This window comes from Enterobacter sp. CP102 (genome assembly GCF_025152625.1).
GTDB lineage: Bacteria > Pseudomonadota > Gammaproteobacteria > Enterobacterales > Enterobacteriaceae > Enterobacter > Enterobacter soli.
Map to the genome: position 1 here is coordinate 4,222,430 of NZ_CP104014.1, position 14,545 is coordinate 4,236,974.

General features: G+C 56.2%; 10 protein-coding genes. 3 read left to right on the forward strand and 7 right to left on the reverse strand.

Annotation, left to right across the window (positions count from 1 at the left end; translation table 11 throughout):
* Positions 1–83: 83 nt before the first annotated feature.
* Positions 84–1,589 (forward strand): helicase HerA-like C-terminal domain-containing protein, encoded by a 1,506-nt coding sequence (locus N1249_RS19920; protein ID WP_166718048.1) that lies wholly within the window; start codon positions 84–86, stop codon positions 1,587–1,589.
* On the opposite strand, the gene N1249_RS19925 is transcribed toward N1249_RS19920, so the two are convergent.
* Positions 1,569–2,510 carry a TIGR01212 family radical SAM protein gene (locus tag N1249_RS19925; RefSeq protein ID WP_259838227.1) on the reverse strand — a complete coding sequence of 314 codons (942 nt, stop codon included), beginning with the start codon at positions 2,508–2,510 and terminating at the stop codon, positions 1,569–1,571. The two genes, N1249_RS19920 and N1249_RS19925, sit on opposite strands and share 21 nt — an antisense overlap.
* 686 nt (positions 2,511–3,196) lie before the next feature.
* Here N1249_RS19925 and gltB point away from each other — a divergent pair.
* The gene (gene gltB / locus N1249_RS19930) at positions 3,197–7,657 is read left to right on the forward strand and encodes a glutamate synthase large subunit (protein ID WP_259832454.1); all 4,461 of its coding nucleotides are present in this window, start codon (positions 3,197–3,199) and stop codon (positions 7,655–7,657) included.
* A 9-nt stretch (positions 7,658–7,666) separates the two neighbouring features.
* Positions 7,667–9,085 (forward strand): glutamate synthase small subunit, encoded by a 1,419-nt coding sequence (locus N1249_RS19935; protein WP_259832456.1) that lies wholly within the window; start codon positions 7,667–7,669, stop codon positions 9,083–9,085.
* A gap of 35 nt (positions 9,086–9,120) precedes the next feature.
* Here N1249_RS19935 and nanQ read toward each other — a convergent pair whose 3' ends face one another.
* The 6 genes from nanQ to nanR all read right to left on the reverse strand — a co-directional run bounded on the left by nanQ (position 9,121) and on the right by nanR (position 14,525).
* The gene (gene nanQ, locus N1249_RS19940) at positions 9,121–9,588 is read right to left on the reverse strand and encodes an N-acetylneuraminate anomerase (protein ID WP_259832470.1); all 468 of its coding nucleotides are present in this window, start codon (positions 9,586–9,588) and stop codon (positions 9,121–9,123) included.
* On the reverse strand, positions 9,585–10,454 hold the full coding sequence (gene nanK / locus N1249_RS19945; protein ID WP_259832473.1) for an N-acetylmannosamine kinase: 870 nt from the start codon (positions 10,452–10,454) through the stop codon (positions 9,585–9,587). The genes nanQ and nanK overlap by 4 nt, the downstream gene beginning before the upstream one ends.
* Positions 10,435–11,139 (reverse strand): N-acetylmannosamine-6-phosphate 2-epimerase, encoded by a 705-nt coding sequence (locus tag N1249_RS19950; RefSeq protein WP_259832475.1) that lies wholly within the window; start codon positions 11,137–11,139, stop codon positions 10,435–10,437. Before N1249_RS19950 ends, nanK begins: the two co-directional genes overlap by 20 nt.
* Before the next feature lie 4 nt (positions 11,140–11,143).
* Positions 11,144–12,634, reverse strand: coding sequence for an MFS transporter (locus N1249_RS19955; protein WP_259832478.1), 1,491 nt, complete (start codon positions 12,632–12,634; stop codon positions 11,144–11,146).
* Positions 12,635–12,726: 92 nt separating this feature from the next.
* Entirely contained in the window at positions 12,727–13,620 is an 894-nt protein-coding gene (gene nanA, locus N1249_RS19960; RefSeq protein WP_259832481.1) for an N-acetylneuraminate lyase, read from the reverse strand.
* Between the two features lie 122 nt (positions 13,621–13,742).
* On the reverse strand, positions 13,743–14,525 hold the full coding sequence (nanR, locus tag N1249_RS19965) for a transcriptional regulator NanR (RefSeq protein WP_259832496.1): 783 nt from the start codon (positions 14,523–14,525) through the stop codon (positions 13,743–13,745).
* Positions 14,526–14,545: the final 20 nt, after the last annotated feature.

A 14,545-nucleotide genomic window follows, 5' to 3' on the forward strand; every position in this document is an offset into this window, starting at 1 on the left:
ACGCCGCAAAGTAAGGAATTTACTGAGTCATAGTGCCGCCAGGTTGCCTATACTCCACCCAGGACAAAGAGAGGACGTTCATCATGAGTACACCACTGTTAATTGCCCGGACGCTGGATAACGAGCTGTTTTTGCTGCCTGCAATGGCGAACCGCCACGGCTTGATCACCGGCGCCACTGGGACAGGTAAAACCGTTACCCTGCAAAAGCTGGCAGAGTCCCTTTCAGACATTGGCGTTCCGGTCTTTATGGCCGATGTAAAAGGCGATTTAACCGGGGTAGCTCAGGAAGGTACGGCGTCAGAAAAGCTCATCGAGCGGCTGAAAAATATTGGCATCACTGACTGGGAGCCACATAAAAACCCGGTCGTCGTGTGGGATATTTTTGGCGAGAAAGGCCATCCAGTACGGGCGACGGTGTCCGACCTTGGCCCTTTGCTGCTGGCTCGCCTGCTTAATCTGAACGACGTGCAGTCTGGTGTACTGAATATCATCTTCCGTATCGCCGATGACCAGGGGCTGCTGTTGCTTGATTTCAAAGACCTGCGTGCCATTACCCAGTACATCGGCGACAACGCCAAATCGTTCCAGAACCAGTACGGTAATATCAGCAGCGCTTCCGTCGGTGCCATCCAGCGCGGGTTATTGACCCTTGAGCAACAGGGCGCTGAGCATTTCTTCGGCGAGCCAATGCTGGACATCAAAGACTGGATGCGCACCGACAGCAACGGTAAAGGTATCATCAATATCCTGAGTGCAGAAAAGCTGTATCAGATGCCGAAACTCTATGCCGCCAGCCTGCTGTGGATGCTCTCCGAACTTTACGAGCAGCTGCCGGAAGCGGGCGATCTCGACAAGCCAAAACTGGTGTTCTTCTTCGACGAGGCACACCTGCTGTTTAACGATGCACCGCAGGTACTGCTGGACAAAATTGAGCAGGTTATCCGCCTGATCCGTTCTAAAGGCGTTGGCGTGTGGTTCGTTTCGCAAAACCCGTCCGATATCCCCGATAACGTGCTTGGTCAGCTTGGCAACCGCGTCCAGCACGCCCTGCGCGCCTTTACGCCGAAAGATCAGAAAGCGGTCAAAGCGGCCGCCCAGACCATGCGGGCCAATCCGGCGTTTGATACCGAAGCCGCGATTCAGGCATTAGGTACCGGCGAAGCGTTAATCTCATTCCTGGATGCAAAAGGCAGCCCGTCTGTGGTGGAGCGTGCGATGGTCATCGCCCCTTGCTCCCGCATGGGGCCAGTCACCGACGATGAGCGCAACGGCCTGATTAACAACTCGCCGGTTTACGGAAAATATGAAGACGAAGTGGATCGTGAATCCGCGTTCGAGATGCTGCAAAAAGGGGTACAGGCGACCACGCAGGCGCAGAATGCCCCTACGACCACCAGCGGCCAGCCTTCTGCCGTGGATGACGGTATCCTGGGTGGGCTGAAGGATATTCTGTTTGGCAGCACCGGGCCGCGAGGGGGTAAACGTGATGGCGTAGTCCAGACGATGGCAAAAAGCGCCGCGCGTCAGGTCACCAACCAGATTGTACGCGGCATGTTAGGGAGCCTGTTAGGCGGTCGCCGGCGGTAAACGGGGAACCCACGGGCGGCCAAGTGCCGACCCCTGCCCTCCCTGTTCATGTAGATAGCGGTCAATTTCCACCATCCCCGTCCAGCGGTTCTCACACCAGAGCGGTGCCAGAAGCGTTGGACGGCGGGCGCTGGCGGAAATGCGGTGATAGATAATTTCCGGCGGCGTGTGGCGGATCATCTCTCCTGCCGTGACCGTATATTCCTCCAGCTCAATGCCGTTTAACCGCCCCGCTTCCCAGGCTTTCGCCATGATGCTGCCCTTCACGATATGCAACGGATGCAGCTTGATACCGTCCACGCCCGTCTCAACCACCTTTTCCAGCGTCTCCAGCCCGTGCTGCTGCCCTTCCCCTGGTAAACCGACAATCAGATGCGAGCAGACTTTCAGCCCACGCTCGCGGGCAAGGCGAGTGGTTTTTTGATAGCAAGCGAAATCATGCCCGCGATTAATCCGGTGCAGCGTTTTATCATTTGCGGTTTGTAACCCCAGCTCCAGCCAGATTTCATATCCCTGATCTTTGTATTCGCAAAGCAAATCCAATACGGCTTCCGGTACGCAGTCCGGGCGCGTCCCCACACACAACCCCACAATACTGGCCTGGCTTACGGCCTGCTGATACATCGAGCGTAACACCTGCACTTCCGCCCAGGTGCTGGTGTAGGCCTGGAAATAGGCCAGATATTGCTTTGCACGGTTCACCAGGCTGGCCTGATGCGAAAGCTGCTCGGCGATGGAGTGATGCTGCTGGGCTTCGTCGGCAAAGGAGGCCACGTTACAGAAGGTGCAGCCACCACGCCCGATGGTGCCATCGCGATTCGGGCAGCTAAAACCGCCGTGCAGCGTCAGCTTATGAACCTTTTGCCCATAGCGATGCAAAAGATCCCCACCAAACATATTGACTAATTTCTGTAACTGCATAATCTGATAGACCGTCCCGGAGAAAGGGGACAAGCCTGCCATTTTTAGCCTCTGTCGGCGATGACCTGGATCAATCGCCCTGGACGGCCTTTATCTATTTGAATAAATACTCAAGATTACTGCAATTTCATTCACGGATGACGTGATTACTTTTCCTTATGTTCTGACTGTTTTTTTCATTAATGCTATCAACACTGAAAAACAGTGGCTTTATGCGGGTTTAAAGCCAGTACCAGATTAAAATCCTGCCAAAAAACCGCTATTCAGCACGCTGCATTGATAATACCGCTTTCATATAGTGAGTCAGATCACACTCCGCGGTGACTTCCCAGGTCGTTTAGTCGTTGTAAAAATAGTTAAATATCTTTTAAATTCAAATTGTTAACACATCTTTAGCACATTTTTGTATAAATAAGATTGCCATTTGACCTGTGTACCAATTCCCGATAAGTTGGAAATCCGCTGGAAGCTTTCTGGATGAGCGGCCTGCTCATCATATTTATGCAGTAATTGAGATTCCCTCTGAAGCAAGTCCTCAAACTTGTTTACCTGCGCGAAAGGATGAAAAGAGGGCGAATGCGAGGTACGCGTATGAAACGCAAACCCCGTCGCCATGCTCTTTCTGTGCCTGTGCGCCACGGTAAAGTTCAGTGGGAAGCCCGACGAGCCTGGGGAGGTTCACTGATATGTTGTACGATAAATCCCTTGAGAAGGATAACTGTGGTTTCGGCCTGATCGCCCACATAGAAGGCGAACCTAGCCACAAGGTAGTGCGTACTGCCATTCACGCACTGGCCCGGATGCAGCACCGTGGTGCAATCCTTGCCGATGGTAAAACCGGTGATGGTTGCGGCCTGCTGCTGCAAAAACCCGATCGTTTCTTCCGTATCGTTGCGGAAGAACGCGGCTGGCGTTTAGCCAAAAACTACGCTGTCGGGATGCTGTTCCTGAATCAGGATCCTGAAAAAGCGGCCGCCTCACGCCGCATCGTCGAAGAAGAACTTCAACGTGAAACCCTGTCGATTGTCGGCTGGCGCAATGTGCCAACCAACGAAGGGGTGCTCGGTGAAATCGCCCTCTCCTCGCTGCCTCGTATCGAACAGATTTTTGTTAACGCGCCTGCGGGCTGGCGTCCACGTGATATGGAACGCCGTCTGTTTATCGCCCGTCGCCGCATTGAAAAGCGTCTCCAGGAAGATAAAGAGTTCTACGTCTGTAGCCTCTCTAACCTGGTGAACATCTATAAAGGTCTGTGTATGCCGGCTGACCTGCCGCGCTTCTACCTGGACCTGGCGGATCTGCGTCTGGAATCGGCCATTTGCCTGTTCCACCAGCGCTTCTCCACCAACACCGTTCCACGCTGGCCGCTGGCTCAGCCGTTCCGCTACCTGGCGCACAACGGCGAGATCAACACCATTACCGGTAACCGCCAGTGGGCCCGCGCCCGTACCTATAAGTTCCAGACCCCACTGATCCCTGACCTGCATGATGCCGCGCCGTTCGTCAACGAAACCGGCTCTGACTCCAGCTCAATGGATAACATGCTGGAACTGCTGCTGGCAGGCGGGATGGATATCGTTCGCGCCATGCGTCTGCTCGTGCCACCGGCCTGGCAGAACAACCCGGATATGGATCCGGAGCTGCGCGCATTCTTTGACTTTAACTCCATGCACATGGAGCCATGGGATGGCCCGGCGGGCATCGTAATGTCCGACGGTCGTTTTGCTGCCTGTAACCTGGACCGTAACGGTCTGCGTCCGGCGCGCTACGTCATCACCAAAGACAAACTCATCACCTGCGCTTCTGAAGTCGGGATCTGGGATTACCAGCCTGACGAAGTGGTCGAAAAAGGCCGCGTTGGCCCGGGTGAACTGATGGTTATCGACACCCGCGGTGGGCGTATCCTGCACTCCGCTGAAACCGATAACGACCTGAAGAGCCGCCATCCGTATAAAGAGTGGATGGAGAAAAACGTCCGTCGCCTCGTGCCGTTCGAAGACCTGTCTGATGAAGATGTCGGCAGCCGCGAAATGGACGACGACACGCTGGCGAGCTTCCAGAAACAGTTTAACTACAGCGCTGAAGAGCTGGATTCCGTTATCCGCGTGCTGGGTGAAAACGGCCAGGAAGCTGTTGGCTCCATGGGCGATGACACGCCGTTTGCCGTGCTCTCCAGCCAGCCACGTATCATTTACGATTACTTCCGTCAGCAGTTCGCGCAGGTCACCAACCCGCCGATCGATCCGCTGCGTGAAGCGCACGTGATGTCGCTGGCCACCAGCATCGGCCGCGAGATGAACGTCTTCTGCGAAGCCGAAGGCCAGGCGCACCGTCTGACCTTTAAATCGCCGATCCTGCTGTACTCCGATTTCAAACAGCTCACCACCATGAAAGAGGAGCACTACCGCGCCGACACGCTCGATATCACCTTCGACGTGACCAAAGCGAGCCTCGAAGAGACGGTGAATGCCCTGTGTGACAAAGCCGAACAGATGGTACGCAATGGTACCGTTCTGCTGGTGTTGTCCGACCGTAATATCGCGAAAGACCGCCTGCCGGTGCCTGCGCCAATGGCCGTGGGTGCTATCCAGACGCGTCTGGTCGACAAGAGCCTGCGCTGCGACGCCAACATTATTGTTGAAACCGCAAGCGCACGCGACCCGCACCACTTTGCCGTGCTGTTAGGCTTCGGTGCGACCGCAATTTACCCGTACCTGGCCTACGAAACGCTGGCGCGCCTGGTTGATACCCGCGCTATCGACAAAGAGTACCGTGCTGTGATGCTGAACTACCGTAACGGCATCAACAAAGGCCTGTACAAGATCATGTCCAAAATGGGCATCTCGACGATTGCCTCTTACCGCTGCTCGAAGCTGTTCGAAGCCGTTGGCCTGCACGATGACGTGGCGTCACTGTGCTTCCAGGGCGTGATCAGCCGTATCGGCGGGGCCGGTTTCACCGACTTCGAACAGGACCTGGTGAACCTGTCAAAACGCGCCTGGCTGGCACGTAAGCCGTTGGATCAGGGTGGTCTGCTGAAATACGTCCACGGTGGCGAATATCACGCCTACAACCCGGACGTGGTGCGCACCCTGCAACAGGCCGTGCAGAGCGGCGAATACAGCGATTATCAGCAGTACGCAGAGCTGGTTAACAACCGTCCGGCGGCGACGCTGCGCGACCTGCTGGCAGTGAATCCAGGCGATGAAGCCGTCAGCATCAACGAGGTTGAGCCAGCAACTGAGCTGTTCAAGCGCTTTGATACCGCGGCAATGTCTATCGGTGCTCTCAGCCCGGAAGCCCACGAAGCCCTGGCGGAAGCCATGAACAGCATCGGCGGGAACTCAAACTCCGGCGAAGGTGGCGAAGATCCTGCACGTTACGGCACCAACAAAGTGTCCCGTATCAAGCAGGTGGCATCCGGTCGCTTTGGCGTTACGCCAGCGTATCTGGTCAACGCCGACGTTATTCAGATTAAAGTCGCTCAGGGTGCTAAACCGGGCGAAGGCGGTCAGTTACCGGGTGATAAAGTCACGCCGTACATCGCCAAACTGCGCTACTCCGTACCGGGCGTGACGCTGATCTCCCCGCCGCCGCACCACGATATTTACTCTATCGAGGACTTAGCGCAGCTGATTTTCGACCTGAAACAGGTCAACCCGAAAGCGATGATCTCCGTGAAGCTGGTTTCCGAACCGGGCGTTGGCACTATCGCAACCGGTGTGGCAAAAGCCTATGCCGACCTGATTACCATTGCCGGTTACGACGGTGGTACAGGCGCAAGCCCGCTCTCCTCCGTGAAATATGCGGGTTGTCCGTGGGAACTGGGCCTGGTGGAAACCCAACAGGCTCTGGTGGCAAACGGTCTGCGTCACAAGATCCGCCTGCAAGTGGATGGCGGTCTGAAAACCGGTCTGGATATCATCAAAGCGGCGATCCTGGGCGCTGAAAGCTTCGGCTTCGGTACCGGTCCAATGGTCGCGCTGGGCTGTAAATATCTGCGTATTTGTCACCTGAACAACTGCGCAACCGGTGTTGCGACTCAGGACGAGAAACTGCGTAAGAACCATTACCATGGTCTGCCGTTCAAAGTGACCAACTACTTTGACTTTATCGCCCGCGAAACCCGCGAGCTGATGGCGCAGCTGGGCGTGAAACGCCTGGTCGACCTGATTGGCCGTACCGACCTGCTGAAAGAGCTGGAAGGTTTCACTGCCAAACAGCAGAAACTGGAGCTGTCTAAGCTGCTGGAAACGGCCGAGCCTAAGGCGGGTAAAGCAGTGTACTGCACCGAGAACAACCCGCCGTTCGATAACGGTGTGTTGAACGCGCAGCTGCTGCAACAGGCAAAAGCGTACGTGGATGACAAACAGAGCAAAACGTTCTGGTTTGATATCCGCAACACCGACCGTTCCGTTGGCGCGTCGCTCTCTGGTTACATCGCGCAGACGCATGGCGACCAGGGCCTGGCTGCCGACCCAATCACCGCGCACTTTAGCGGTACTGCGGGTCAGAGCTTCGGCGTGTGGAACGCCGGCGGCGTTGAGCTGTACCTGACTGGCGATGCTAACGACTATGTCGGTAAAGGCATGGCGGGCGGTCTGCTGGCGGTGCGTCCTCCGGTAGGTTCAGCCTTCCGCAGCTGTGATGCGAGCATCATCGGTAATACCTGTCTGTACGGGGCAACCGGTGGTCGTCTGTTCGCAGCAGGCCGTGCAGGTGAGCGTTTTGCCGTGCGTAACTCCGGTGCCATCACCGTTGTGGAAGGCATTGGCGATAACGGATGTGAATACATGACAGGCGGGATTGTTTGCGTACTGGGTAAAACCGGCGTGAACTTCGGCGCAGGCATGACGGGCGGTTTTGCGTACGTCCTGGATGAAGACGGTGAGTTCCGCAAACGCGTGAACCCGGAACTGGTGGAAGTGCTGGGCGTTGATACGCTGGCCATTCACGAAGAACACCTGCGCGGTTTGATTACCGAACACGTGCAGCATACCGGTTCTTCGCGCGGCGAAGAGATCCTGGCGAACTGGCCGGCGTTCTCTGCGAAATTCGCGCTGGTTAAACCGAAGTCCAGCGATGTTAAAGCACTGTTGGGTCACCGTAGTCGTAGCGCAGCAGAGCTGCGTGTGCAGGCGCAGTAAGGAATTCAGATGAGCCAGAACGTATACCAGTTTATCGACTTGCAGCGCGTTGATCCGCCAAAGAAACCGCTGAAGATCCGTAAAATTGAATTTGTTGAAATCTATGAGCCGTTTTCAGAAGGCCAGGCCAAAGCACAGGCAGACCGCTGCCTGTCCTGCGGTAACCCTTACTGCGAATGGAAATGTCCGGTACATAACTACATCCCGAACTGGCTGAAACTGGCCAACGAAGGGCGTATTTTTGAAGCCGCCGAGCTGTCTCACCAGACCAACACCCTGCCGGAAGTGTGCGGCCGCGTGTGTCCTCAGGACCGTCTGTGTGAAGGTTCCTGTACGCTGAACGACGAGTTTGGCGCGGTGACTATCGGTAACATCGAGCGCTATATCAACGATAAAGCGTTCGAGATGGGCTGGCGCCCGGATATGACCGGCGTTAAGCAAACCGACAAACGCGTGGCGATCATCGGTGCAGGCCCGGCGGGCCTGGCCTGTGCGGACGTCCTGACCCGTAACGGCGTGAAGGCGGTGGTCTTTGACCGTCACCCGGAAATCGGTGGTCTGCTGACCTTCGGTATCCCGGCCTTCAAGCTGGAAAAAGAGGTGATGACCCGCCGCCGTGAAATCTTCACCGGCATGGGTATCGAGTTCAAACTGAATGTGGAAGTGGGCCGCGATGTGCAGCTCGACGATCTGCTGAAAGATTACGATGCCGTATTCCTGGGCGTGGGTACTTATCAGTCCATGCGCGGTGGTCTGGAAAACGAAGAAGCACCAGGCGTTTACGACGCCCTGCCGTTCCTGATTGCCAACACCAAGCAGATTATGGGTTACGGCGAAACAGCCGATGAGCCTTACGTCAGCATGGAAGGCAAGCGCGTTGTGGTACTGGGCGGTGGTGATACCGCGATGGACTGCGTGCGTACCTCCATTCGTCAGGATGCGGCTCACGTTATCTGTGCTTATCGCCGTGATGAAGAGAACATGCCGGGTTCCAAACGCGAAGTGAAAAACGCGCGTGAAGAGGGTGTAGAGTTCCAGTTCAACATCCAGCCTCTGGGTATTGAAGTGAATGCCAACGGTAAAGTGAGCGGCGTGAAGATGGCGCGCACTGAGATGGGCGCACCGGATGCAAAAGGCCGTCGTCGCGCTGAAATCGTGGCAGGCTCCGAGCATGTGATCCCGGCAGACGCGGTAGTGATGGCGTTTGGTTTCCGTCCTCACAGCATGGAGTGGCTGGCGAAGCACAGCGTGGAGCTGGATTCTCAGGGCCGCGTGATTGCACCGGAAGGCAGCGATAACGCATTCCAGACCAGCAACCCGAAAATCTTCGCCGGTGGCGATATCGTGCGCGGCTCTGACCTGGTGGTCACCGCGATTGCCGAAGGTCGTAAAGCGGCTGACGGTATTCTGAACTACCTGGAAGTGTAAGACATGAGCCGGATGGCAATACCATCCGGCTTTTTTTATGCAGACAACAGGCTGGCGCGGACTTTTACCACCACCTTTTTAATCTCTTCTGTCGTGCCCACCACACATCCCGGTTTATGCGGCTCTCCCGGCATAAACACCACAAACATGCCCGGTTTCAGCACCAGTGATTGTTCCTCTTCAATGTGGCGGCAAAGCTGATAATCTTCAGCAACATGCTTTTCCTCGCACTCCCGTGCTGAGCCCTCCGTGCCAAACAGAATGCGTTCTTCTCCGGCTAACAGAAGCTGGATATCGATATATTGCTCGTGGAGCTCTGCTTTCTTTTGTTCCGGCCGTTGTGTGGCAAATTGCATGACGTTCATAAAGACGTCATCCCCCTGAAGTGCATAGTGTCCGGGGGCTTTCTCCTGCGGACGTGCGCTAAGCGCCAGTGTTAACGCATTGACCCAGGCAGAAGGCAGGCCTGATGAAGTCAGTGACGACAATGTTCCCAGAATCATAATGCGTGTCCTTGTGCTAATAACGCCGCGCCCAGGAGCCCGGCATCGTGACGATAATGTGCGGCCCGGAGCACGACCTGATAAATCTCCGGCTCTTGCGACAGATAATCCGCAACCAGCGATAAATACCCGTCGGCCAGACCAACGCTGCCCCCTATGACAACATTGCGGCAGTCGGTGACGGCTTTAACATCGGCAACAAGCCGCGCCAGCGTTTGGGCAGAGCGCGCAACCAGACGTCGCGCCTGGGTTACGCCCTGCGCGGCCTCCACGAATATCGCTTTCGCATCCAGCCCGGCAAGTTCCCCCTGTGCCTGAGCCGCAATCCCACGCCCCGACGCAATGGCTTCGACACAACCTCTGCGCCCGCAGCCGCAAAGCGGCCCGCCGGGGTCGGCCAGCGTGTGCCCGAGATGCCCCGCCAGCCCACCGCTGCCCGTCTGCAATTTTCCATTGAGAACCACACCGCCGCCCACGCCGGTTGAAACCGTCAGGAACACCATATCGTCACCGGCAGGTAACGCACAGAACTCAGCCCAGGCGGCGGCCTGCGCGTCGTTGATTGCCATCACCGGGAGATCGGTGATCCCCGAGAGAAACCCAACCAGCGGAAACTGCGCCAGCCCGCCCAGATTTGCCGGGTTGATGGACGTCAGTACACCGTTGTGGATGATCCCGGTCGATGCCACCGCCACCCGCTCTGCCCGCGCCTGGAATGGCGCGATCAGAGTCTGAAGCGCCTGCTGCAATGCCTGCGGTGTCTGGCTGGCAGGTGTAGGGCACTCCCGGCGTGCAGAAATGATTTGCCCGTCCACCAGCGCGGCGGCGAGCTTGGTGCCGCCGATATCAATGGCCAGTGTCGACATATCGCACCCCGCGCATGGCGTCATTAAACCACTGGCAGATATGCTCAAGACGGGTGATTGCCGAGCCAACCGTCACCGCCCACGCCCCGTGCTGCATCGCCTGTGCCGCAAGCTCAGGAGAGTTATAGCGCCCTTCGGCAATCACCCGGCAACCCGCATCGCTTAGCGCGCGAACCAGCGCAAGATCGGGGTCTTTTGGCGTGTCCGGAGTCAGGTAGCCCGAGAGTGTCGAGCCAATCAATTCAACGCCAAGTTGCTGGCAATAACGCCCATCCTCCAGCGATGAGCAGTCGGCCATCGCCAGCCGTTCGTGGTGATGGATCCGCTCCACTATCGCTTCACGTGTGATGGGGCGCAGGCGGTCGGTGCCGTCAAAGGCAATGATATCAGCGCCCGCCTGCGCCAGGGCATCCACATCCTCAAGAAAGGGTGTGATGCGCACCGGAGAATCAGGCAGGTCGCGTTTAATAATGCCAATCACCGGGATCGAGAGCAGCGGACGCGCAGCACGCAGATTCGCAATACCCTCAATGCGCACAGCCGCAGCATTCGCTTGTTCTGCCGCCAGCGCCATCGCCGCGACAATGTCCGGCCTGTCCAGCGGGCTTTCCGGGACGGGCTGGCAGGAGACAATTAATCCGCCGGTTGCGGCTATCTTCTGATTTAGTTTTTCAATCAATGACATCACGTTATCCCTTGTGTTTAATCAGGCTGCTTTTATCCGCCCCGAAAGGCACCGCGCCGCTTAACGGTTTACCATCAATGGCATCGTGGGTGCGCAGGGCTTCCGGTCTTACCCAGCGCTGGACGCGAGAAGGCATATCCAGACCGATGAGTAAGATAACCACAAACGTCAGGCCAAAGGAGAGTGAGCCCAGTGCCGTGCCCAGCTCCATATTCTGTGCCAGCAAGGCGCCGATCACCGGCGCGATCGCCCCGCCCAGCGCACCCACGTTGTAGGTAAAGCCCAGCCCGGCGGCACGTTGATCGGTATCGAAATAGCCGCCGATGAGTTTAGGCAAGATCCCTGAAATCCCCTGCCCCAGCATCTGCTGGAAAAAGAGTAGCAAGCCCAGAACCCAGACATTTGCGCCACCGATCGCAAATACCGGGATAATCAGTAGCTGTGAGGCTAACAGGCTACAGACGTAAGCCTTGCGCGTGCCCAGCCAGTCACCGAGGAAGCCGCCCACGCAGCATCCTACCGCCGCACCGAATCCGCTAAAGAACAACACACGCGCCACGGTAAACGGGTCATACGCCAGCTCGGTTTTCAGGTAAGTGGGCAACAGCGCCTGAATCGGCCAGGAATAGAGAAAAGCAAACAGCACAACGACCATCAGCGTGACGCCAGTTGGCCAGCGTTTACCGCTGCTTTGAACCATAAAGCTGATAAACACCATGGCACACAGCAGGCCAAGAATGACCACCAGACCCGCATTGTTGAGCTCACCGGCAAAACAGAACCATAGCGCAGTACCGGCAAACAGGGTCATCAGGATGTTGATCGCGCGGTATTTGCCGCGATACAGGATATCGACCATCGTGCGTACCGGCGCGTTGTCCTGGTACTTCGCTTTCCAGTCTTCGGCTTCAGGGATATTTTTCCGCAGCCATAATGCAAACACGATAGGGATGATGCCGATGAAGAACAGTGCTCGCCAGCCCCACACCGGCACCACAAGACTGTAGACCTGGGCGGCCAGCACGGCACCGATGGAAAAACCGGAGATCAGAAAACCGCTCGCTTTATTACGCAGGTGCTTCGGCCAGCTTTCAATCACGTAGGTTGCGCTGGAGCCGTATTCGCCCGCCATTCCCATACCAATCACCATACGAGCGATAAACATGGTGACGTAACCCGGCGCGAAACCACACGCCAGCGTGCCGCAAGAGAAGAGAACGATACTGGTGATCATCGCCAGTTTACGCCCGTAGCGATCGCCCATCGCACCCAGCAAAAGCCCGCCGAACCAGCGTGAAATAAAGGCCGCCGAAATCAGGCTGGCCGCTTCCACCGTGGTTAAGCCAAATTCACTTTTTACTTCTGTCAGAACTAAGGCAATCAACACAAAATCGAAGCCATCAAGCAGATATCCCAGCCAGGCAGCAGAGAACGCGCGCCACTGGGGGCGGCTAAGATGGCGGTACCACGGGATGCTTTGGGTAGACATACTCATAACACTCTCCCGATAACGGTTTACGTAGCCGGAAAGTGGCTACGTAGCGTGTATTTGTAGGCCGGATACGCGAAGCGCCATCCGGCAATGGATTAGCGTTTCTCTGCCATTAATTGTTCTGCCAGGGCTTTCAGCTCAGGCACGTATTGTTCGTCCACTGGTGCAAACGGTTTCCGGCACAGCGGCACAGCGAGCACGTCCATGTAGTGCAACACAGTTTTCAGACCACGGAAAACACCCGCTTTTATCAGCAGGTCGATGACCTTATTACACTCGCTTTGTAGCCTTTGAGCGGTCACGTTATCCCCTTCGCGGATCGCTTTGGCAATCGCCTGGTAACGCCAGCCCATGATGTTGTAGGTGCTGCCGATCCCGCCGTCTGCGCCGGCCAGTAAGCCTGAGGCAAAGATCTCGTCGTAACCGTTGTAGAGCACCAGATCGGGATGCGCACGGCGGATCTGTTCCATCTGGAAGAGATCGCCTGAGGTTTGTTTCAGCGCGCCGACACCCGGCAGTGTGACCAGTGTATCTATCTGATCCAGCGTCAACCTGACGCCACTGAGCGCAGGGATGTTGTATACCACCATCGGTAAACCATCAGCCGAATCAATAATTGCACGGTAATGGTCGCAATGTTCTTCAAAGCTGAAGGGATAGTAAAACGGTGTGACGGCGGACACGGCATCAAAGCCAAAACGAGCCGCTGCGGTTGCGAGTTGTTGGCTTTCTGCCGTGCTGATACAGCCGACATGAGCAATTAAGGTGATTTTTCCTTTTGCCTCTTCCGCCACAATTTCCATGACCTGTTCACGTTCACACAGGCTTTGTACAAAGGCCTCCCCCGTCGAACCGCCAACATAGAGCCCGTCGATCCCTTGTTGAATATTGAACTGCACCAGGCGGCGCAGGCTCTCTTTATCCAGTGCCTGCTGCGTGTTAAACGGGGTCAGGAGTGCGGCCATTACGCCACGTAATTGCGTTGCCATAGATACCTCAATGAGTGACTGGTTTGTTTTAACGATATACCTTTATACCTGTTATACCAGATCATTTTCGCAGCAGTGGAATACAGAACGCTTATATTGCGATCTGCTTCACTAAAGGATCGTTATTTTTTGGCTTTGGAATTCTGGCCGAAGGCGTGCCAGGTGGCAGATACGCTGTTGAGATGGGTTTGGAGCGCGCGATCGGCTTCGTCCGGATCGCGACGGCGGATCGCATCAACGATCGCAATATGCTGGCGATAGCTGATTTCATTGTGCCGATAGAGTTCGGAATCAGCGACTTTTGGGCGCGCGGCAATCAGCCAGTCAAGCAATGCAACGTGGATCGCCATGAAGATGGGGTTGCCGGGGATTTCGGCCAGCACACGGTGAAAATCGACATCGGATCGAATAAACAGGGTGTTGTCATCCAGCGACTCGCTGTTGATCTCCAGCGCTTTTGTCAGGCGCTCCAGCTGTTCGTCTGTGGCATATTCCGCAGCAAAGCGCACAAGGCTGGATTCAAAGAACAGGCGTAATTGTTCAAAGTGAGCAATGCCGCCAGGCTGGGTCAGGAAATCTTTCGCCATGCCGGAAAGCTCGCCGATGATGGTATCAGCCGAGGGCATAGAGACGCGGGCACGTTCTCCGTTATTGATTTGCACCAGCCCTTTACGCTTTAGCGCAGCAAGCGCTTCACGTACAGACGGGCGCCCAACGTTAAAAAACTCCATCAGCTCACGTTCGGAGGGCAGCTGTTCGCCCTGAGCAAACTCCTTGCGGCGGATCATCTGCTCCAGCTCTTCCTCCACCATATCGGACAGCTTTTTGCGCGCAAGCGGACGACGTCGCAGCGTGCGACCAACAGTTTCCGTTGAGTTTTCAGCTTTAAGATCAATTGGTTTCATAGCAGTCCGGTGCCGAAAAG

Excerpts from the sequence above, each read along its gene's own strand:
- nanQ (WP_259832470.1), bottom strand. The coding sequence starts at position 9,588 with ATGATTCTGGGAACATTGTCGTCACTGACTTCATCAGGCCTGCCTTCT.
- N1249_RS19955 (WP_259832478.1), bottom strand. The coding sequence starts at position 12,634 with ATGAGTATGTCTACCCAAAGCATCCCGTGGTACCGCCATCTTAGCCGC.
- gltB (WP_259832454.1), top strand. The coding sequence starts at position 3,197 with ATGTTGTACGATAAATCCCTTGAGAAGGATAACTGTGGTTTCGGCCTG.
- nanR (WP_259832496.1), bottom strand. The coding sequence starts at position 14,525 with ATGAAACCAATTGATCTTAAAGCTGAAAACTCAACGGAAACTGTTGGT.
- nanA (WP_259832481.1), bottom strand. The coding sequence starts at position 13,620 with ATGGCAACGCAATTACGTGGCGTAATGGCCGCACTCCTGACCCCGTTT.
- N1249_RS19920 (WP_166718048.1), top strand. The coding sequence starts at position 84 with ATGAGTACACCACTGTTAATTGCCCGGACGCTGGATAACGAGCTGTTT.
- N1249_RS19950 (WP_259832475.1), bottom strand. The coding sequence starts at position 11,139 with ATGTCATTGATTGAAAAACTAAATCAGAAGATAGCCGCAACCGGCGGA.
- N1249_RS19925 (WP_259838227.1), bottom strand. The coding sequence starts at position 2,510 with ATGCAGTTACAGAAATTAGTCAATATGTTTGGTGGGGATCTTTTGCAT.
- N1249_RS19935 (WP_259832456.1), top strand. The coding sequence starts at position 7,667 with ATGAGCCAGAACGTATACCAGTTTATCGACTTGCAGCGCGTTGATCCG.
- nanK (WP_259832473.1), bottom strand. The coding sequence starts at position 10,454 with ATGTCGACACTGGCCATTGATATCGGCGGCACCAAGCTCGCCGCCGCG.